This window comes from Leifsonia shinshuensis, from assembly GCF_013410375.1.
GTDB classification, from domain to species: domain Bacteria; phylum Actinomycetota; class Actinomycetes; order Actinomycetales; family Microbacteriaceae; genus Leifsonia; species Leifsonia shinshuensis.
The window spans coordinates 3841494-3860795 of sequence record NZ_JACCFL010000001.1; the positions used below are offsets into that span (position 1 = coordinate 3841494).

The following is a 19302-nucleotide window of genomic DNA, read 5'->3' on the forward strand; positions in this document are numbered from 1 at the left end:
GGTGCTGCGCGATGCGTGCTGCGCGCGACGCTACAGCAGCGCGATGGGGTTGACCGGCGAGCCGACGGCCCCCGTGATCGGGAGGGGCGGCGCCGAGAGGAGGAACTCGTAGCGCCCGAGCCGCAGGCAGTGATCCGCCAGCTCCTCCAGGTCCCACATCTCGCCGATGGTGAGGCCCAGGTTCGGGATGACGACCTGGTGCAGCGGCTGGAAGGCCGGGACGTCGAACTCGTTCGGGCGGACCTCGAAGCCCCAGGTGTCGGTGGCGATGGCGGCGATCTCGGTGTCGTGCAGCCAGCCGGCGGTGGTCAGCGAGAGCCCGGGTGCCGGGCCGCCCGCGTACTCGCCCCAGCCGTCGCGGCGGGCGCGGGCGTACTGGCCGGTGCGCACCAGGACGATGTCTCCGGTGCGCACCGCGCTTGTCTCGCCCTGCGCCTCGGCGCACGAGCGGAGGTCGTCGGCCGTGATCGCGTAGCCGTCCTCCAGCTCCCCGGACTCCGGGCGCAGGTGCCGGCCGATGTCGAGCAGCACGCCCCGCGACACGATGACGTCCGCGGCGTGCTCGATGCCGGTCACCAGGTCGCCGTCGCTCGTCACGACATCGCCCGCGCGGCGGCCGTTCCAGGCGTAGCCGTGGTCGAAGATGTGGCCGAGGCCGTCCCACTGGGTGGAGCACTGCAGCGGCATCGCGATCACGTCGTCCGCGCCCCCGATGCCGTGCGGGAAGCCCTGGTTGGCGCGCTCGGCGTCGGTGCCGGTGTCCAGCATCGTGTGCACCGGGTTGGTGCGGCGGCGCCAGCCCTTCTGCGGCCCGTTCATGTCGAACGGTTGCGACAGCGACACGGCGACGCCCTCGCGGACGAGAGCGGCCGCCCTCGCCCGCGCGGACGCGTCGATGAAGTTGAGCGTGCCCAGCACGTCGTCCTCGCCCCAGCGTCCCCAGTTGCGGTAGGCCTCGGCGCGCGCGGCGATCTCCGCCTCCGGATTCTGACGGTCCAGGTCGGCCGGGTTCTCGCTCGGGGCGCCCTTGCTCTGTCCGGCCGCGCTCGGCGCGGCCGTGCTCGGCGCGGCCTCGATCGGTGCGGCCATGGTCAGCCGCGCCCCTGCACGGCGTACGGGTTGAACAGCGCCTCCTTGATCTCGTCCGGCACGCCCTCCTCCGTCGCACTCGGGCCGTCGGCGGGCGGGAAGGACTCCGTCATCGACATCGGCATGGCGCCGTTGCGGTAGAAGTTGTTCGATCCGAGCGACGGCTTCCAGGTGTTGGGCTGCCAGTCCGGCACGTAGTTGCGGTAGCCGCCGGTGTTCAGCTCGATCCGGAGCGTGGAGGGCTCGCGGTAGTAGAGGAAGGTCTGCTCGCCGATGCCGTGGATGGAGGGGCCGTACTCGATCGGGACGCCGTTCTCCATCAGGGTGTCCGCCGCGATCAGCAGCTCCTCGTAGGTGTCGACCCAGAACGCGTAGTGGTTGACCCGGCCCGCGGCGGTGGAGCCGTCGAGGACGACGCCCAGGTCGTGCGACTTCTCGTTGGTGGTGAGCACGGAGAAGATCGAGATCGGCGCCTCGTCCAGCACGGTGCGGGCCATGATGCGGAAGCCGAGCACGTCGTTGTACCACTGCGCGAAGGCATCCACGTCGCTGGTCGCGATCGTCACGTGGTCGAGCTGGCGCGGGGCGCCGGCGACCTTGCTGCGCTTCTCCGGACGGTCCGGGTAGATCGACGCGACGTGGCCGGGCGCCTGGTGACGGGTGACGTTCCAGTGCAGGGTCATCGAGTGCCCCCACGGGCCGGTGAACCGGTAGGCCCGCCCGATCGCGTGCAGGTCCTCGATCCACTCGCCCTGCACGCCGGCGGCCTCAACCCGGGCCGCGGCCTCCTCGAGCGCCTCCGGGCTGGAGGTGCGCCAGGCCATCGTCACCAGGGACGGCTGCGGGCCGGGCGAGACGACGAGCGAGTAGGCGTAGTAGTCGCCCCAGCAGCGCAGGTACACGGAGCCGTCGATGCGGTCGACGACGGTGAGCCCGACGTGCTCCTCGTAGAACTTCACGGACGCCTCGACATCCGGGGACGTGATCTCCACATAGGACAGGTGGGAGAGAAGCTTGATCATCCTTGATCCTTTCCAGACAGGGCGAATGTGATTGCCCGGTCTCTACTATCGAGATCGCGTCGGCATCAGGGAACCGCGTATCGGCTATGCCGGGAATCGATGAAACTGATTTCCTAGGTCGGCATCGCTCTTTCTTCGGTCGTTGTGCGACCCAAGGTCCGGGTCTCAACTGCCCAAGTAGCGTCCCGTTCTACCCGTTGCGCGCTGAGGTTGTGTCAGAATCAAGCATGGCTAGGGATTCCGCACTCCGATTCGGCGCGCAGACCGACGAGGTCATGAGCCTGCTGCGCGTCGTGAACCTCGTCCGCACCGGGGAGGCCGACACCCGCCCCGAGATCGGCCGGCTGACCGGGCTCGGCCGCGGCGTCGTGGCACAGCGGGTCGAGGCGGCGATCGAGATGGGCTTCCTGGAGGACGGCGACTACGGCCCGTCGTCGGGAGGCCGCGCGCCGCGCACGCTGCGCTTCCGCTCCGACCAGGGCACCATCGTGATCTGCGCGCTCGGTGCCCTCCACATCCGGGTCGGCCTGGCCTCCCTCGACGGCGCCGTCCACGCCGAGGCGCACTGCGCGTGGGACATCGGCCGCGGGCCCGCGGAGACGATCGACCGGGCGCTCGGGATGATCGACGAGCTGCTGGCCGCGGAGGAGCCGCGCCCGATCTGGGCGGTCGCGGTCGGCGTGCCGGGGCCGGTGGACTTCGAGACCGGCTCACCCGTCGCCCCGCCAATCATGCCGGGCTGGAACGGTTTCGACGTGCGCCGCCGCTTCGAGCAGCGCTTCGAGGCGCCGGTGTGGGTGGACAACGACGTGAACCTGCTGGCCCTGACCGAGCGCAGCCACCGCCGCGACGACAACGTGGACCTGATCTACTGCAAGGTCGGCAGCGGCATCGGGGCGGGCCTGGTCTCGCACGGCCGCATCCACCGCGGAGCGAACGGCGCCGCCGGCGACATCGGCCATGTCCGGGTGCGCGACTCCACCGCGGTGTGCCGCTGCGGCAAGGTCGGCTGCCTGGAGGCGGAGGCGTCCGGCTGGGCGATCATGCGCGACGCGCAGCTGGCGCTGGACGAAGGCGCAGGCGGCATCCTCGCGGGCGTGGTCGAGCGCGGCGAGGCGATCACCCCGGAGGCCATCGCGATCGCGGCCCAAGACGGCGACGCACTGGCGATCTCCCTGGTGCAGCGCTCGGCCCGCCTGATCGGCGAGTCGATCGCGGCGCTGGTCAACATGTTCAACCCGGGGGTGATCGTGGTCGGCGGCGCGGTGTCGTCGGCCGGTGAGATCTTCCTCGCGGAGGTGCGGCAGCGCGTGTACGAGCTGTCGCTGCCCCTGGCAACGCGGGACCTGTCGATCGTCCGCTCGATCGGCGATGAGCGGGAGCCGCTGCGCGGCGGCGCGGAGCTGGCGATCGAGGAGCTGTTCGAGGTGACGTTCCCGCGGTGGTTCGCGGACGGGCGGCCGACGATCGAGGGGGTGAAGGGGGGCGCGTAGGCCCAGCGATTCGTGCCGAATCGCGCGAATAACCGCGACAGAGCAGCGATTCGTGCCGAATCTGCGGGCGGGGGATCAGCGCGTGCGGCGTCAGTCCGCCTTGGTCGAGAACGCCGCGTCGAACGCCGCGGCGGGCGGGGTGATCGCGTTGAGCTCGCGCACGAACGCGATGGCCTCCGGCGCGCCCTGGAGGCGGTCCATGCCGGCGTCCTCCCACTCGACCGAGGTCGGGCCGGTGTAGCCGATGAAGTTGAGGGCGCGGAAGATCGGCTCCCACGGGACCTCGCCGTGAGCGGTGGACACGAACGTCCAGCCGCGGCGCGGGTTCGCCCAGGGCAGGTGCGAGCCGAGGACGCCGTTGCGGCCGTCGAGGTTGGTGATCGACTCCTTCACGTGGACGTGGAAGATGTGGTCGGCGAAGTCGAGCACGAACGCCACCGGGTCCAGCTGCTGCCACATGAAGTGCGACGGGTCGAAGTTGATGCCGAAGCTCTTCCGGTGGCCGATCGCCTCCAGCGTGGCCTTCACCGTCCAGTAGTCGTAGGCGATCTCGGACGGGTGCACCTCCAGGGCGAACCGCACGCCGACCTCCTCGAACACGTCGAGGATGGGGTGGAAGCGGTCGGCGAAGTCCCGGTAGCCGGCGGCGATCCACTCGTCGGAGGCCGGCGGGAACATCGCCACCGCCTTCCAGATGGAGGAGCCCGTGAAGCCGGTGACGGTCCTCACGCCGAGCGCGGCGGCCATCCGGGCGGTCAGCTTCAGCTCCTCGGCGGCGCGCTGCCGCACGCCCTCGGGGTCGCCGTCGCCCCACACCCGGTCGTTCAGGATGTCGCGGTGCCGCTCGTCGATCGGGTCGTCGCAGACGGCCTGGCCGGCGAGGTGGTTGGCGATCGTCCACACCTTCAGGCCGTTGCGCTCCAGGATCTCCTTCCGGGACTGCACGTACGCGGCGTCGTCCCAGCGGGAGACGTCCAGGTGGTCGCCCCAGCAGGCGATCTCCAGGCCGTCGTAGCCCCACTCGCCGGCGAGCCGGGCCACCTCCTCGAACGGCAGGTCGGCCCACTGGCCGGTGAACAGGGTGATCGGTCGGGTCATGGTGGTCTCCTCTACACGTTCGCGGGAATCGCGGACTCGACCGCGACCGGAGCATCAACAGCGACCCAGGCCGAGTCCTTCGCCGCGCTCTCCTCCACGGCGGCGAGAACACGCTGCACGGCCAGGCCGTCGGCGAAGGTCGGGTCGAGCTCGGTGCCGTGCGCGATGGCGGTCACGAAGTCCACCACCTGGTGCGAGAAGCCGTGCTCGTAGCCGAGCATGTGCCCCGGCGGCCACCAGGCCGACACGTAGGGATGCTCCGGCTCGGTGACCAGGATGGTCGTGAAGCCCTGCAGCTCGGCGGGCGCGGTGCGGTCGTAGTAGCGCAGCTCGTTGAGCCGTTCCAGGTCGAACGCGAGCGCGCCGTCCGTGCCGGACACCTCGATGGTGAGGGCGTTCTTGCGGCCGGTCGCGAACCGGGTGGCCTCGAACGAGACGAGCGCGCCGCCGTCGAGCCGGCCGGTGAAGATCGCCGCGTCGTCCACGGTCACCTCGCCCAGCTCGCCGGTAGCGCTGCCGGTGAAGCCGGACCGCTCGCCCAGGACCGGACGCTGCCGGATGATCGTCTCGACCGTCCCCGACACGCGCGTCACGCGCTCGCCGGTCACGAACTGGGTCAGGTCCACGATGTGCGCGCCGATGTCGCCGAGCGCGCCCGAGCCGGCGTGCTCCTTCTGGAGGCGCCAGCCGAGCGGCACGGACGGGTCGACCAGCCAGTCCTGGCGGTACGCGGCACGGACCTGCCGCACCTCGCCGATGGTCCCGCGCGCGATCAGGTCCTGCAGCAGCGACACCGCGGGGACGCGGCGGTAGGTGAAACCGACCATCGCGCGCACACCGCGCTCGGCCGCGCGCTCGGCGGCGGCGGCCATCGCCTCGGCCTCCTCGACCGAGTTGGCGAGCGGCTTCTCGCACAGCACGTGCTTGCCCGCGTCCAGCGCGGCGATGGCGATCTCGGCGTGCGAGTCGCCGGGCGTCACGATGTCGACCAGGTCGATGTCGTCGCGCGCGATCACCTCGCGCCAGTCCGTCGCGTGCTCGGCCCAGCCCCACTTGGCGGCAGCGCGAGCGACCGCCTGCTCGTTCCGGCCGACGACCACGGCGAGCTCCACGGCCTCGGGGAGGTCGAACACCCGCGGCGCCTGCCGCCAGCCGACCGAGTGCGCCGCACCCATGAAGCCGTAGCCGATCATGGCCACCCGCAGCGGCCGCCCAGAGGACTGCGTCATGCCAGCACCAGCTCGCGCTCGACGGGCACCCGGTTGGTCACGTAGCGGCCGGGGCCGCCGTCGACGCCCGGCATGATCTGCATGTAGAGCAGGCGCATTGTGAGCACGACCTCCACGGTCAGCTTCTCGCCCGCCGCGGGCGCGTGGCCCAGCGGGATCACGACGTCCGGGCGGTCCGCCACGAACCAGAGCGTCTCGGACTGCTCGGGCAGCTCCTCGACGCGGTAGCTGCGGCCGTTGAGCACGAACCGGAGGTCATCGCGCGGGATGGCGACGCCGTTCACCGTGGCGGCGACGTCATCCACCGCCGACAGCCAGAGGCTGCGGTACCAGGGCAGCTGCACCGAGACCGCGATGCCGTCGTCGGTGCGGCGGACGTCCTTCTCGGAGAACAGGGAATTGTGAGTGGCCATCGGGTCCTCCTACTTGAACGTGTCGACGAAGGTGTCGTGCGGCGCCGGAGGCTCGGGCTCCAGCTTCTGCACGGTCGACGGACTGTACGGGTGGTTCTCGCTCGGCACGGGCTCGTCGGCCGGCGGCATGAACACCGGCTTGCCGTCGTCGCCGAAGTACATCAGGTCGAGGTCGAAGGCGGCCTGGTTCTTCTCGCCGAAGCTCACCCAGTTCTCCTCGAACGGGGCCCGGGCGAGCTCGTAGCAGCGGAACTTCCAGATCCGCCACTCGCCGTCCTGGCGCAGGAAGTCGATGGCGTACTTGCACCAGACCCAGTGCGCCCAGACCTTCTTGCCCTGCACCTCGCCGGGCGAGTACATGAAGTCGGGGCTGCCCTTGGCGACCTCCGGGTCGGTCAGGCCCGACTCGGTGCCGGCCATGATCCAGACGCCCTTGGCCGTCTCGCCGTCGCCCGCGACCTCGATCACGGGCGTGGTGGTGGCGTGCAGGATGAGCTTGCCCTCGGGCGACGGCCGGCCGCGGTGGTAGCGGGTGACGCTCTCCCAGGTCGTGTACTGCCCGGCGTTGGTGTACCGGGCGCGGATGCCCTCCGTGCCCTCCTTCACCCAGAGCGGGATGATCCGCTCGTCCTGGAAGGCGTTGTGCAGGAACATGTAGCGGTTGAACAGGTTCTCGATCTCGCCGCGGTCGGCGGCGCGGCGGGCGAGGCCGTGAGCAGCCGCGACCTCCTCGCGCAGGCGCGCGACCTCGGCGGCGAGCTCCGAGAGGGTTCCCTCGGCGACTGTCTCTGACATGGCGCTGAGCTCCTTCGGTCAGGCGGGGACGCCGGCGACGGCGTCCTCGATCGTGCGCCGCATGAGCGCGTGCTGCTTCTTCACGAGGTCGATCGGGTCGGCCTCCCCCAGGTCCTGGAAGGCGTGGCCCTCCCACTCGCTGGAGAGGAACCCGCGGTAGCCGCCCTGGACGAACTGGCGCACGATGCGCGGGATGTCCATCGCGGGCTCCTGCCCCTCGGCATCGATGTCGTAGAACTTCGCGTGGACGTGGAAGATCTGCGGCATGATGTCCAGCCACTCCTCCGGCGGCACCAGCCCGTGCATGTTGAACGCCAGCCGGGTGAAAGGGCCGAAGCCGACCGGGTCGACGCCCTCGCCGGTGAGGTAGTCCTCGAACTTCTGATTGCGCACGTGCATGGGCGTGGGCTCGTGCCAGATCTCGTCCATGACCGCGAAGTGCTTCTCGTCCATCCCCATCTTCGCGAGCTGCGCCAGCAGGGTCGGCGACAGGCTGTGCATGGTCGAGGAGAAGTCGGCGGTGAAGCCGAGCCGGTCGCTGCCGAGCTCCTCGTACAGCTCGCGGATGCCCACCACCTTGGGGTCGTTCGGGCCCTGGGGCGCGTGGATCTCGTAGCCGAGCCGCTGGTCGTACTTCTCGGCGAGCGGCAGGAGGCTGCGCAGCAGCTCGCGGCCGGCCGAGCGGATGACGACCCGCTTGAAGCCGAGCGTGTGCGCGGTCTTCAGCTGGCGGGCGAGGAAGTCGTGCTCCTCGTCCGGCGTCATGTCGCGGTCCTTGCGGCGGCCCATGTCGAGGTTGGTCCCGACCGCGCTCGGCTCCAGGCCGTACTTCTCCAGGGAGTCGAACCAGAGCTTCACGAACTCGGCGTCGACGTCCGGATAGGTGCGCAGCAGCTGGGCGATGTTGAACTCCACGCCCGGGCCGATCCCGTTCTCGGCGACGGCCGCGATCAGCGTCTCGGGGGTGTAGACGCCGGCGGCGAACTCGCTGGTCATCGAGTAGAGCGTGGTGCCCAGTTCGATGCCGGTGTCGGCGATGCCGTCGTTGGTCGTGTCGCTCATGCCTTCGCTCCTTCGGTGGTGGGCAGCCAGTTCTTCAGCTGTGTGCGTGCCTCCGCGGCGTCGGTGACCATGCGGCTGCCGGCGTTCTGCGCGGCCGAGCGCTGCACGGCCTGCTCGTCGCGGATGATGTCGAACGGCGACTCCCAGTAGTTCCAGTGCCAGCCCTCGTACTCGCTGGAGATCGCGCCGTTGTAGCCGTTGCGCACCAGCAGGGCGATCAGGTCGCGCACCGGCACCGATGGCTCCTCGCCGTTCTCGTCGATGCCGAAGAACTTGCCGTGGACGTGCTTGATCCAGGGCATGATCTCCAGCCAGTCGTCCACCCGCGCCGGACCGAACAGGCCGGTGCCGTTGATGCCGAAGTCGATGCCGAGGTCCGGGCGGCCGTTCTGCGCGGCGAGGCCGATGAAGCGGCCGAAGCGCTGCCCGTGGTCGGCCTGGTCGGCGGGCGGTCCGGCCTCGTAGAACTCGTTCCACAGGTCGACCACCTTGCCCAGCAGCTCGTCGGTGGCGCCGCGGCGGCGGTAGGCCTCCAGCAGCGAGGGCGCGAAGCCGACGGTCGTCGCGCCCCAGTCGGCGGTGAAGCCGAGGAACGGCGAGCCGACCTCCTCGTAGCGGTCGCGGAGGGCGAGGATGCGCGGGTGCGACGCGTACTGGTCGGCGTGCACCTCCAGCGCGAGCGTGACCCCGTACTGCTCGGCGATCGGAGCGAGCGCGGCCATCGAGTCGGGCGTGATCGAGATCTGCACGCGGGCGATCGGGAAGCCGAGCTTCGCGGCCGCCTCGATCTGGCGGCGCATGTACTCGATCAGCTCGTCCTGGTTCAGCAGGCGGTCGCGGTGGATGCCGATGTCGGCGTTGATCGCGAGGGAGGTCGTCACCAACCCGAGCTCGTCGACCAGGTCGCGGAACCGGCCGGCGAAGGCGTCATCGATCGCGGGGAAGCCGCGGAAGCTCGAGAAGCCGATGATCTCCAGGCCCGGGCCGTAGCCCTCGGCGGCGACCTTGCGGATCAGGCCCTCGAGGTCGTACTCGCGGCCGTGGAAGGCGCGCGTGAAGCTGTAGAGGGTCACTCCCTGGATCGGCGATCCGAGGGTGGTCGCTGCGTCGTTCATGCCGTCACCGCCTTCATGGTCTTGGTGTCGTGCTCCTCGATGTGGAGCACCTCGTCGTCGCCGATGACGATGTACGGGATGTACACGGTGAGGTCGACGGAGACCTCGTGCTCGCGGCCGTCCGCCGCCACCGGCAGGTCGCCGGAGAGCACGGCCGAGTCGAGCGGGAACCACCACGACTCGGTGTCGTCCCTCATCTCGTCGAAGGTGCGCTCCTGACCGTTGAGCTCCCAGCGGAGGGTCTCGGCCGGAGCGGGCACGCCGTCGATGGACAGCGAGGCGCCTGCGATGCAGGACGCCGGGAGCGCACGGTACCAGGGGATGCGCACGTCGACCGCGGCACGCGTGCCGGTGGTCCTGAGCGTTCCCTGCTCGATGATGCGATCGGGGATCACGAAGTCCTCCTTGACTACTTATTCCGTGTTTCTACACACTAATGTTGGTTTGCTGCAAAAGACAAGACCTCGTCACCGCTGGCGGCGAGTTCGCGCGCGATCCGGCGGGCGCCCTTCACCGCGAGCGCCACGGAGGTCAGCGTCGGGTTGCAGGCGGTGGCCGTCGGGATGACCCCGTTGCCCGCCACGAAGACGCCGGGCGCCTCCCACACCTCGCTGTCCGGTCCGCACACGCTGCGACCGTCGTCGGTCTCCCCCATCCGCACGCTGCCCTGGTAGTGCAGGGAGGCGCCGAGCGGCATGGTGAACGGCCGGTCGCCGATCGGGTCGCCGACGGCCTTCGCGAGCGCCACGATCTCGTCCTGCGCGCGTTCGATCGCCGCGCGGTCGCGGTCGGTGAGCCGGTAGTGGATGCGCATCGCGGGCATCCCGTACCAGTCGCGCTCGTCGTCGCGGAACTCCACGCGGTCGTCCCACTGCAGGTCCTTGGCGCAGAACAGGCCGAGGCCGACGATCGAGCCCGGCACCACCGGGTCGTCGTCCGCGAGCGGGATCGGCGACGCGTCGAGCTGCATGACCTGGCCGTGGAACGGCACCGCGTCGGTGAACGGCACCCAGCTGACGCCGCTCCGCTCGCTGATCGGGCCGTCGATCACCTCGTCGGCGCCGATCTCGTCGGCGCCGATCTCGTCGGCGCCGAAGCCTCCGGCGGTCGTGGCCTCCGACGCAGCCGCGGCCACCGCAGCGGCGTCCCGGATGCGCGTCGCGTAGACGATCTGCGTCTGGTCGTTGAGCATCCGGCCGAGCGCGGCCGGGCGGATGCCGCTGGCCCACAGCACCTGCGGGGTGCGCAGCGCGTCGGCCGCAACGACAACGAAGCGCGCCCGGATCGTGTGGACCTCGCCGGTCCGCCGGTCGCGGACCTCGACTCCCGCCGCGCGGCCGTCCTCCAGCAGCACCCGGGTGACGAGCGAGTCGTCGTACAGCGTGAACCGCTCGTTGGCGCGGGTCGCGTCGCCGAACACCACGTCCGACCCCGACCACACCAGCCTGCCGTCGTCGCGGCGGTGCACCGCGAGCGGCATCCGCTGCACGCGCCGGGCGGCCGGCCTCCCGTCGTCCACGGCCGCCGCGAGGCGTTCGCGCACCAGCGCGGTGAAGGGCGCACCGTCGAAGGCGTCGGTGGTGACGCCGAGCAGCCGGTCGGCCTCGTCGAGAAGCGCATCCAGGTCGGGCAGGAAGGCGATCCGCTCGCTGTCGCCCGGCCGCGGGCAGGCGCCGGTCCAGTGTGCGCCCATCCCGCCGACGTTGCTGGAGAAGGCGACGACGGGCATGCCGTCCTCGCCCGGCTCCTGGAAGCCCTCCTCCAGCAGGTAGGTGCCCGGCCGGGCGCGGCGCTGGCCGGCCTTCACAGCGCCCGGCGAGCTCACGGTGTCGGCGCCGGCGCCCGGACCCTCCGAGCGCTCCTGCGCGTCGGCGCGGGCCGCGGGGTCCTCGATGTTCTTGACGTGCGCGCCCGGCGGGTCGGAGACGGTCGGGCCGACCTCGAACAGCGCGATCGTCGCGCCGGGCGCCTCCTCGCTCAGGATGCGCGCGTAGGCCGCGCCGGTCGGGCCGCTGCCGACGATCGCGACGTCGACCGCCTCGGGATACCGGCTCATGCCGCCGCCGCCAGTTCGCGGATGAGCGCGACGGAGGCCGCCGACTCCCGGGTCGGGTAGTACTCGAGCCCGATCGGGCCCTCGTAGCCGGAGGCGCGCAGGATGCCGAGCCGCTCCGCCCAGTCGAGGTCGCCCGAGCCCGGCTCGCCGCGGCCGGGGGCGTCGGCGAGCTGCACGTAGGCGATCAGGTCGCCCGCGTTCGCGAGCTCGGCCTCCATGTCCTCGCCCTCGACGGCCGAGTGATAGATGTCGTAGAGCACGCCGAAGAACGGGGAGTCGACGCCGCGGGCGACGTAGACGGCCTCCGCGGTGCGGTCGAGCAGGGAGCCCGGGTGGTCGACCCGGACGTTCACCGGCTCCAGCGCCAGCGTGATGCCGGACCCGTCGATCTGCGCGATCGCCTTCTGGTAGATCTCGATCAGCTTGTCCAGCTGGACCTGACGTTTCCAGCCCCCGAAGCCCGTGCCGCTGCCGACGACGATGCGCGGGCAGCCGAGGTCCTGCGCGATGGCGACGCCCTCGTCGAGCTTGCGGTAGAACTCCGAGTGGTCCCACGGCGGGATCATGAACTGGGTGCGCGGCTCCGAGAGCTGGGCGGTGAGCGCCGTGCCGGTCTCCTCCAGGGCGGCCTTGAGCGCGGGGAGGTTCTTGGGCGTCGCCGGCGCGTCCACGCCGGTCGGGCCCCACATCTCCACGGCGGTGAAGCCCGCCGCCGCGGCCGCGCGCACGCGGTCGTGGTAGTCGCCGGCCTCGGTGAAGAGCAGTTCGATGTTGGGTGCGAGCTGGTACATGCTTCTCCTGTTCAGAACATCGGGTGGTCGTGGGCGGCATGCGCGGGGACCTGCTGCAGCACGTCCCAGTGCTCGACGATCCGGCCGTCCTCGAATCGGTAGATGTCCGCGACCGCGGCGTCCGGTGCGCCGGGTCGGGATGCCTTGACGTGCACCATCGCGAGGTCGCCGTCGACGAGGATGCGCTGGATCTCGAAGCGCGCGTCCGGGCTGCCGTCGAACTTCGGCGTCAGCGCCGCCACCGCGGCAGCGGGGCCGTCCGGGATGTTCGGGTTGTGCTGCCGGTACTCGTCGGAGACCAGGAAGGCGAAGGCGTCAGCGACGCGCTTGCGCGTGTAGAAGAGGTCGCAGAAGCGCTCGAAGTCGGCGCGCCGGCCGGTCATGCGGCGCCCCGCTCTGCCGCGTCCCGCCCGACCGGGAGCAGCGGCGCGATCGTGACCGGCCCGAGCAGCCCGCTCGGCTCCTGCTGCGCGAACGCGGAGAAGAAGTCCGGCTGGGCCTTGGCCAGGGTGTTGGTGACGTCGATCTGGAGGGTGTTCGTCGTTCCGAGGACGCCCTCCGGCACCTCGAAGACGTACGGCGGCGCGATGCGGCGGCCGAGGTCGACCCCGTTGAGCCGGACCGCCGCGAGCTCGAACACCGCGCCGAGGTCGAGCGCGTGCGGGAGGCCGTCGGGTTCCGCGCCGAAGGTCGCGGTGTACCGGGCGGTGCCGGCGAAGCGCGGCAGCAGGTCCGGGTCGCTGAGCGGCCGGAGTCCGGAGAGCTCGCGCCACGGGGTGAACGCGGCCTCGCCCGCCGTCGCGATGGCGACCGACCAGGCCGGCTCGATCGGAGCGGCGGTCCCGCGCTCGACGGCCGGCGCGACCGGGAGGCCGTCCCACGCGGCCGGCGCGCCGGCCACGAGCACGACGGCGGTCCCCGGCGCGAGGTCGATCCCGACGCGCGTCGCCCGGCCGTCGCTCGCGCTCGGAACAGCCGTCAGGCGCCCGGTGAACCCGTCGACAGCGACAACCTCTCCCGCACGCGGGACCGTCGCCGTGGTCCGGACGGTGTCCCGCACGGACTCGTTGACGAGCATCAGCACGTCCGCCTCGCCCAGGTCGCGACGCAGCACGCGCAGCGACGGCGCTGCCCGGTCGAGCCGCACCGCGCGGTCGGTCATCGCGGACACGGAGTCGACGAACCGCTTCTGCGACACCGGCCGGAAGCGGACCTTGAGCGCGGTGGCCTCCACTCCGGCACCGGACACTTCCGGCACCGAGCCGACGAAGACCACGGGCGCTCCGGCGTCGTCGAGCCGCAGCAGCTCCCGCGCGACGTGCGCGGGCAGGTAGGCGCTGCCCGGCACGATCAGCGCGTCGTACTGCTCCACGCCGATCGTCAGCCGGGTGCCGTCCACCGCGGCCGCCGGAAGGGCGTCGGCCGGGACGATGTCGGCGTCGAGCTGGGCCTCCATCAGCAGCCGGAGCGGGCGCTCGCTCGGCATCGCGTCGCCGAGCCACTCCGCGTCCGCGTGGTAGAGCACCGCGAAGGGCGCGACGTGCGTGCCGCCCTGCAGCAGGTGGCTGAGCCGGTTCGTGTACGCGCTGAGCTCGGCCTGGTAGGGGTACTGCGGGTTGTTGCCGTGCGCGTAGAAGTGCGGTGGGCAGTCCAAGTCGGGGAACGGAGCGGGCGAGAAGGCGTGCGGGACCACGTGGGTCACGCCGCGGACCAGCAGGTGGTCGGTCAGCCAGGTGAACAGCCGGAGGCCGGCGTACCAGCCGTAGGCGCCGATCGTCTCGCACAGCGAGCGCCCGCGCTTCAGCGGGTCGAGGTGCCCGGCCGACGAGGCCAGCTTGGCGAGCCCGAAGTGGAAGAACTCGCCGTCCGCCGCTCCGGTCAGGTTGCCGAACGGGCCGCGCGAGAACCCGGGGACGACCTGGCCGCCGATGATATCGACTCCGGCCAGGTCCTGCCCGGCCATCGCGCGGAAGTAGTGGCCGGCGCCCGGGCCGAGGCGCGCGTGCGCGCCGTTGTCCTCGATGACGTGGCCGATGTACTCCACGCCGTGTGCGCGGCACCAGTCGCCGAGCCTGCGCCCGAAGTTCTCCGAGTAGAGGGCGGTGACGACGTCCATGTAGGCGTAGCGGACCTCGCGCTCGCGGCCTCCCGCGGGCGACCAGAGCAGCGGCAGCTGCAGGCCGGCGTCCGCACCGAGCCGTGCGTCCAGCCGGGCGGCGACCTCGTCGTTCCAGGACAGCGGCACCGGCTTGCCGAGCTGCGAGCCGAAGTCGAAGGTGTCCGGATCGTTGTAGAGCCCCGGCTCGTCGCTGAAGAAGCCGGCGATCGTGCTGCCGAACTCGTCCGCGTAGCGGGCGTGGATGCGCTCGTAGACGGAGTCGATGAGCAGCTGGGTGGAGGCGGCGTCGAGGTAGTCGATGTGGCGGGCGTGAGGCTCGCTGCCCCCGTCGCCGGAGACGGAGAGGAAGAACACGCGCCACCAGCCGTCCGGGACGTCCCAGTGCAGCACCCCGTCGACGATGCGGCCGGTGAGGTCCACCCCGTCGCCGATCAGCTCGCCGCTGTCCTCGGCGCGCTCGTAGGCGACGACCCGGAGCAGCTGCCCGGGGTCCTGCGCGGCCTCGGGCCCCCAGAACTTCCGCCGGTCGACGATGAACGACGCGCCACGCGCGGGACCGACGGCGTCGGTGTGCCGCTCGGTCAGGAACCTGCGGCGCAGCCGGGCCGGGGCGTCCTCCACCGCACCGCCGGCGTGCCCGGTCGGGAAGGTGTCGTCGTCGAAGAACCACACCTTCATCCCGCGGCGTCGGGCGATCTCCAGCACGGCGTCGACGTCGCGCCACCAGCCGTCGCCGAGGAACTCCGGATGCGGGCGCGCCTCCAGGATGACGGCGCCGATCCCGGCGTCGCCGATCCGCTCCATCTCCTCGCGCACGACCTCCACGGGGCCGCCCTTCTGCCAGAACAGCGGCATGATCGCGTTCGGGACGGCGCCGGTCACGACGTCGCGGAGTCGGTCGATGGTCATGCGGTGTGCTCCAATCGCAGGCTCAGCCGCTGCTCGGCACTGCCGTCGCCGACAGTGATCGTGAAGTCGCCGGGCTCCAGGACGCGGCGGTCGCCGTCGTCCCAGAAGCGCAGGTCGTCGCCGTCGATCCGGAAGCCGACCCGGGTGGACTCCCCCGGCTGGAGCGTCACACGGGTGAAGCCGCGCAGGCGACGGACGGGCTGGGTGACGGACGCGACCTCGTCGGTGACGAACAGCATCACGACGTCGTCCCCGGCGCGGTCGCCGGTGTTGCGCACGGTGACGCTCGCCTCGATCCCGGCCTCCAGCTCGGCGGCGCCGACGACGTCGCGGGACAGCGCGAGCCCGTCGAGCTCGAAGCTCGTGTAGCTGAGGCCGTGCCCGAAGTCGAAGCGCGGCCCGAGCGGGAGGTCGAGGAACTTGGAGGTGTAGTAGTCGTCGGTGTTGTTCGGCCCCGTGATCTCGGTCATCGGTCCGCCAGCGAGCAGCGCGCCCCCGGTCCGGGGCGGCCGGCCGGTGCGCTCATGGTCGTAGTGGATCGGCACCTGACCGACCGCGCGCGGGAAGGTCATCGGCACGCGCCCTCCGGGGTTCACGCGTCCCGAGAGGGTCGCGGCGATCGCGGCGGGCGCCTCCGAGCCGAGGTGCCAGACGCAGAGGAGCGCGTCCACACGCTCGACCCAGTCCTCGACGACGAGCGGGCGCCCGGTCGCCAGCACGACCACGACGCGCGCGCCGGCGTCGGCGAGGGCATGGATCAGCCGACGCTGCCCCTCCGGGAGGGTGATGTCGGAGCGCGAGCTGGCCTCGCCCGAGATCCGGCTCGGCTCGCCGACGGCGAGGACGACCAGGTCGGCGTCGGCGGCGCGCTCCACGGCCTCCGCGAGGGAGGCCTCGGTCGCGTCGAAGAAGCCGCAACCGTCGACGACCTCCCAGTCGACGCCGGGCAGCTCCGCGGCGAGCGCGTCGGCCAGCGTCTCCCGCACCGGCGACGCGAAGTGCTGCACCCACGCGCCGAGGTGGTCGAGGCTGCGCGCGTAGGGTCCGGCGAGCAGGACCCGGCCCGACGCCGGGAGCGGGAGGGCTCCGCCGTTGGTCAGCAGCACGGCGCAGCGCTCGGCCGCCTGACGTGCGAGGTCACGGTAGCGCTCGGTCGCAGCGCCGCCGGAGGCTGCGATGTACGGGTGCTCGAACAGGCCGAGCCGCTGCTTGAGGCGGAGCACGCGGCGCACCGCGTCGTCCACCCGCGCGGCCGACAGCTCATCGGGGGCGACGAGCGCCGCGCCGTCGGCGTCCACCAGCAGGGACCCGCCCATGACGATGTCGACCCCGGCCTCGATCGCGGCGATCACGGCGCCGCGCTCGTCGGCGGCGATGCCGTGGTTCACGAGCTGGGCGACCCCGTCGGCGTCGCCGACGACGACGCCCTCGAAGCCCCACTCCTCCTTGAGCACGCCGGTCAGCAGCTCCCGGTTCGCGTGCATCGGGATGCCGTTGAGCGCATTGAAGGCGGCCATCACGGTTGCGGCGCCGGCCTCCACGCCCGCCCGGAAGGTCTCGAGGTAGGTCTCGCGCAGACGACGGGCGGAGACGTCGGTCGTGTTGTAGTCCCGGCCGGCCTCCGCCGCCCCGTACGCGACGAAGTGCTTGAGGCAGGCCGCGAGCGCATCCCCGGCCGAGAGGTCCCGGCCCTGGTAGCCGGCGACCTTCGCGGCGGTGAAGACGGAGGACAGGTACGGGTCTTCGCCGAAGCCTTCGACCACCCGTCCCCAGCGCGGGTCCCGCGTCACGTCGGCCATCGGCGAGAAGGTCCAGTTCACCCCCGCCGAGCGCGCCTCGGTCGCGGAGACCCGGGCGTCGAGCTCGGCGACCGCCGGGTCGAAGCTCGCGGCCTGCGCCAGCGGTGTGGGGAAGATCGTGAACTGTCCGTGGATGACGTCGAGGCCGACCAGCAGCGGGATGCCCAGCTCGGTCTCCTCCACCGCGATCCGCTGGGCGGCGTCGGTCTCCTCCGCACTCGGCGGCCAGAACGTCGAGCCGATGCCGCGCCGGATCAGCGCCTCGCGCTCGGCGGCGTCGGGCCGCCACACGATCTGCAGTTGGAGCAGCTTCTGCTCCCAGGTCATGCGCTCGATCAGCTCCATGTCAACGCCGGGCAGCACGGGGTTGGGGAGGGTCCGGTCCTCGAGGTCGGGAGCGGACGGCGGAGCGTCGGTCATCGTCAGCCCTTGAGCCCGCCGGCGTAGCCCTGGATGAACTTCTTCTGCGCGAAGGCGTAGAACGCGAGGATCGGGATCATCGAGACGATGACCACAGCGAAGATCAGGTTCCACTGCGACACCAAGGAGCCCACGTAGCTGTACATGACGACCGGGAGCGTCTGCCAGGGAGTGCCGTTGAGGAAGATCAGCGAGGTGAAGAAGTCGTTCCAGACGATCAGCCCGGCGAGGATCGCCACGGTTCCGGTGGCCGGCGACATCAGCGGGAAGACGACCCTGCGGAACACCTGGTACCTGTTGGCGCCGTCGATGATCGCGGCCTCCTCGTACTCCGGCGTCAGGTTGCGGAAGAAGTTCGCGTACAGGAAGACCGACAGCGGCAGCAGCATCCCCGTATAGATGAGCACCATGCCCCACGGGTTGCCGACCAGGCCGACGGTCCGGGCGCCGATGTAGAGCGGCAGGGTGCCGAGCTGGGTGGGCAGGATGATCGCCACCAGGAACAGATAGAAGGAGCGCCGGCTCCACTTGCTGGTCGACCGGGCGATGCCGTAGGCGGCGACCGAGCCGAGGGCGACCAGCAGCACGATGGAGCCCGCGGTGATGATGACGCTCGAGAACAGACCGGCCCAGATGTTCCCCGAGGAGGACGACGCAGGCGAGAGCAGCTGGATGAAGTTGTCGAACGTCGGGCTCGTCGGCGGCGCGACCGCGGCCGTGTCCAGGATCTGCGGGAGGGTCTTCAGCGACCCGACCAGCAGGATCCAGAACGGGAGCAGCATGATGGCCGCGGCGATCAGCGTGATGATCTCGATGGTGAGCGTCTTCTTGGTGTAACGGAACACGGTTCACGCCTCCTTGGCGGAGCGGTCGCGGGTCGCCCACTGCTGTGCGATGGAGAAGATGAGGATGAGAAGGCTCAGCACGAGCGCCAGCGCGGCGCCGAAGCCGAACTCCTGATAGGTGAACGCCTGCTGGTAGACCTCCAGCGCCAGGGTCTGGGTGGCGCCGGCCGGTCCGCCGCCGGTGAGGGCGACGACCTGGTCGAAGACCCGCAGTCCCTGGATCAGCGTCAGCGTCGTCGCGATGGCGACGGACGGCTGGATCTGCGGGAGGACGACGTACCGGAACCGCTTGAAGGTGCTGGCGCCGTCGAGCGCGGCCGCCTCCTCCATCTCGATCGGCACCGTTGCGAGGCCGGCCAGGTAGATCACCATGACGAAGCCGATGTTCTGCCAGACCATGACGATCAGCACGCACCAGATGGCCAGGGTCGGGCTGGCCAGCCAGTTCTGCTTGGGCAGGCCGACCGCGGCCATCGCCTGGTTGAGCGGGCCGTTGTAGTCGAAGATGAACTTCCAGATGTAGGAGACCGCGATCGGGCTGACGACCACCGGCATGAAGATCAGCGTCCGCAGCACGTACCGCGACTTCAGCGTCCGGTTGAGGGCCAGGGCGAAGAGCAGTCCGAAGATGTTGGTGAGGACCAGGAAGCCGAAGGCCAGGAACAGTGTGTTCCACAACGAGCCGATCAGCTCGGGGGTCTGGAAGATCTTGACGAAGTTCTGGAGGCCGACGAAGTCGAACGGGCCGAGGCCCGACCAGTTCGTGAAGGCGAAGAAGCCGCCGGCGATCGTGGTCAGGTAGATCACGACGATCATCAGCACGAGGGCCGGGAGCGCCCACCACCAGCTGCCGAGCTTCACCCGGTACGGCTTCCTGCCGGGGACACGGCGCGGAGCCTGCACCTCGGCCGGGCTCTGCGCCTCGGCCGGGCTCTGCGCATCGGCCTGCGCCTTGGGCTGTGTTCTGGTCATTCTCCGCACCTCTGACTGCGTCGTCATCGATTCGTTCCTTCCACCCGGATTCGGGCGGCCGGCCCTCTGCAGGGT

17 protein-coding genes are annotated in these 19302 nt (G+C 71.0%); 1 reads left to right on the top strand and 16 read right to left on the bottom strand.

Translation table 11 applies throughout. The features are described from left to right. Positions 1–30: 30 nt before the first annotated feature. A complete protein-coding gene (locus HNR13_RS18490; RefSeq protein WP_179608117.1) occupies positions 31–1089 on the bottom strand; it encodes a cyclase family protein in 1059 nt (352 codons plus the stop codon). A 2-nt stretch (positions 1090–1091) separates the two neighbouring features. After that, positions 1092–2111, bottom strand: coding sequence for a VOC family protein (locus tag HNR13_RS18495; protein WP_179608119.1), 1020 nt, complete (start codon positions 2109–2111; stop codon positions 1092–1094). A gap of 227 nt (positions 2112–2338) precedes the next feature. Here HNR13_RS18495 and HNR13_RS18500 point away from each other — a divergent pair, with 227 nt between their 5' ends. Continuing rightward, positions 2339–3604, top strand: coding sequence for an ROK family protein (locus HNR13_RS18500; protein ID WP_179608120.1), 1266 nt, complete (start codon positions 2339–2341; stop codon positions 3602–3604). A gap of 90 nt (positions 3605–3694) precedes the next feature. Here the strand turns inward: HNR13_RS18500 and HNR13_RS18505 are convergent, their stop codons facing one another. Genes HNR13_RS18505 through HNR13_RS18570 form a run of 14 tightly spaced genes read right to left on the bottom strand, consistent with a single transcriptional unit; the run spans position 3695 to position 19227 of the window. Further along, a complete protein-coding gene (locus tag HNR13_RS18505; RefSeq protein ID WP_179608122.1) occupies positions 3695–4702 on the bottom strand; it encodes a sugar phosphate isomerase/epimerase family protein in 1008 nt (335 codons plus the stop codon). A gap of 11 nt (positions 4703–4713) precedes the next feature. Further along, a complete protein-coding gene (locus HNR13_RS18510; RefSeq protein ID WP_246312808.1) occupies positions 4714–5931 on the bottom strand; it encodes a Gfo/Idh/MocA family protein in 1218 nt (405 codons plus the stop codon). After that, a complete protein-coding gene (locus HNR13_RS18515) occupies positions 5928–6344 on the bottom strand; it encodes a C-glycoside deglycosidase beta subunit domain-containing protein (RefSeq protein WP_179608124.1) in 417 nt (138 codons plus the stop codon). Before HNR13_RS18515 ends, HNR13_RS18510 begins: the two co-directional genes overlap by 4 nt. Positions 6345–6353: 9 nt before the next feature. Continuing rightward, entirely contained in the window at positions 6354–7139 is a 786-nt protein-coding gene (locus tag HNR13_RS18520) for a nuclear transport factor 2 family protein (protein ID WP_179608126.1), read from the bottom strand. Between the two features lie 18 nt (positions 7140–7157). After that, positions 7158–8201, bottom strand: coding sequence for a sugar phosphate isomerase/epimerase family protein (locus HNR13_RS18525; RefSeq protein WP_179608127.1), 1044 nt, complete (start codon positions 8199–8201; stop codon positions 7158–7160). Beyond that, complete coding sequence (locus HNR13_RS18530; RefSeq protein WP_179608129.1) at positions 8198–9316, bottom strand: sugar phosphate isomerase/epimerase family protein; 1119 nt, start codon at positions 9314–9316, stop codon at positions 8198–8200. Before HNR13_RS18530 ends, HNR13_RS18525 begins: the two co-directional genes overlap by 4 nt. Next, positions 9313–9711, bottom strand: coding sequence for a C-glycoside deglycosidase beta subunit domain-containing protein (locus HNR13_RS18535; RefSeq protein WP_179608131.1), 399 nt, complete (start codon positions 9709–9711; stop codon positions 9313–9315). Before HNR13_RS18535 ends, HNR13_RS18530 begins: the two co-directional genes overlap by 4 nt. Positions 9712–9749: 38 nt before the next feature. Next, the gene (locus HNR13_RS18540) at positions 9750–11372 is read right to left on the bottom strand and encodes a GMC oxidoreductase (RefSeq protein ID WP_179608132.1); all 1623 of its coding nucleotides are present in this window, start codon (positions 11370–11372) and stop codon (positions 9750–9752) included. After that, complete coding sequence (locus HNR13_RS18545) at positions 11369–12163, bottom strand: TIM barrel protein (protein ID WP_179608134.1); 795 nt, start codon at positions 12161–12163, stop codon at positions 11369–11371. The genes HNR13_RS18540 and HNR13_RS18545 overlap by 4 nt, the downstream gene beginning before the upstream one ends. 11 nt (positions 12164–12174) lie before the next feature. After that, positions 12175–12546, bottom strand: coding sequence for a nuclear transport factor 2 family protein (locus tag HNR13_RS18550; RefSeq protein ID WP_179608136.1), 372 nt, complete (start codon positions 12544–12546; stop codon positions 12175–12177). Further along, complete coding sequence (locus tag HNR13_RS18555) at positions 12543–15191, bottom strand: glycosyl transferase family 2 (protein ID WP_179608138.1); 2649 nt, start codon at positions 15189–15191, stop codon at positions 12543–12545. The genes HNR13_RS18550 and HNR13_RS18555 overlap by 4 nt, the downstream gene beginning before the upstream one ends. Further along, positions 15188–17410, bottom strand: coding sequence for a glycoside hydrolase family 3 N-terminal domain-containing protein (locus HNR13_RS18560; RefSeq protein ID WP_246312809.1), 2223 nt, complete (start codon positions 17408–17410; stop codon positions 15188–15190). The genes HNR13_RS18555 and HNR13_RS18560 overlap by 4 nt, the downstream gene beginning before the upstream one ends. A 2-nt stretch (positions 17411–17412) precedes the next feature. Continuing rightward, positions 17413–18255, bottom strand: coding sequence for an ABC transporter permease subunit (locus tag HNR13_RS18565; protein ID WP_179608139.1), 843 nt, complete (start codon positions 18253–18255; stop codon positions 17413–17415). Positions 18256–18258: 3 nt separating this feature from the next. After that, positions 18259–19227, bottom strand: a complete 969-nt coding sequence (locus HNR13_RS18570; RefSeq protein WP_179608141.1) for a carbohydrate ABC transporter permease — start codon at positions 19225–19227, stop codon at positions 18259–18261. Positions 19228–19302 lie beyond the last annotated feature (75 nt).

Coding starts and splice junctions, on each gene's coding strand:
- HNR13_RS18490 (WP_179608117.1), bottom strand. CDS start 1,089: ATGGCCGCACCGATCGAGGCCGCGCCGAGCACGGCCGCGCCGAGCGCG.
- HNR13_RS18495 (WP_179608119.1), bottom strand. CDS start 2,111: ATGATCAAGCTTCTCTCCCACCTGTCCTATGTGGAGATCACGTCCCCG.
- HNR13_RS18500 (WP_179608120.1), top strand. CDS start 2,339: ATGGCTAGGGATTCCGCACTCCGATTCGGCGCGCAGACCGACGAGGTC.
- HNR13_RS18505 (WP_179608122.1), bottom strand. CDS start 4,702: ATGACCCGACCGATCACCCTGTTCACCGGCCAGTGGGCCGACCTGCCG.
- HNR13_RS18510 (WP_246312808.1), bottom strand. CDS start 5,931: ATGACGCAGTCCTCTGGGCGGCCGCTGCGGGTGGCCATGATCGGCTAC.
- HNR13_RS18515 (WP_179608124.1), bottom strand. CDS start 6,344: ATGGCCACTCACAATTCCCTGTTCTCCGAGAAGGACGTCCGCCGCACC.
- HNR13_RS18520 (WP_179608126.1), bottom strand. CDS start 7,139: ATGTCAGAGACAGTCGCCGAGGGAACCCTCTCGGAGCTCGCCGCCGAG.
- HNR13_RS18525 (WP_179608127.1), bottom strand. CDS start 8,201: ATGAGCGACACGACCAACGACGGCATCGCCGACACCGGCATCGAACTG.
- HNR13_RS18530 (WP_179608129.1), bottom strand. CDS start 9,316: ATGAACGACGCAGCGACCACCCTCGGATCGCCGATCCAGGGAGTGACC.
- HNR13_RS18540 (WP_179608132.1), bottom strand. CDS start 11,372: ATGAGCCGGTATCCCGAGGCGGTCGACGTCGCGATCGTCGGCAGCGGC.
- HNR13_RS18545 (WP_179608134.1), bottom strand. CDS start 12,163: ATGTACCAGCTCGCACCCAACATCGAACTGCTCTTCACCGAGGCCGGC.
- HNR13_RS18550 (WP_179608136.1), bottom strand. CDS start 12,546: ATGACCGGCCGGCGCGCCGACTTCGAGCGCTTCTGCGACCTCTTCTAC.
- HNR13_RS18555 (WP_179608138.1), bottom strand. CDS start 15,191: ATGACCATCGACCGACTCCGCGACGTCGTGACCGGCGCCGTCCCGAAC.
- HNR13_RS18560 (WP_246312809.1), bottom strand. CDS start 17,410: ATGACCGACGCTCCGCCGTCCGCTCCCGACCTCGAGGACCGGACCCTC.
- HNR13_RS18570 (WP_179608141.1), bottom strand. CDS start 19,227: ATGACCAGAACACAGCCCAAGGCGCAGGCCGATGCGCAGAGCCCGGCC.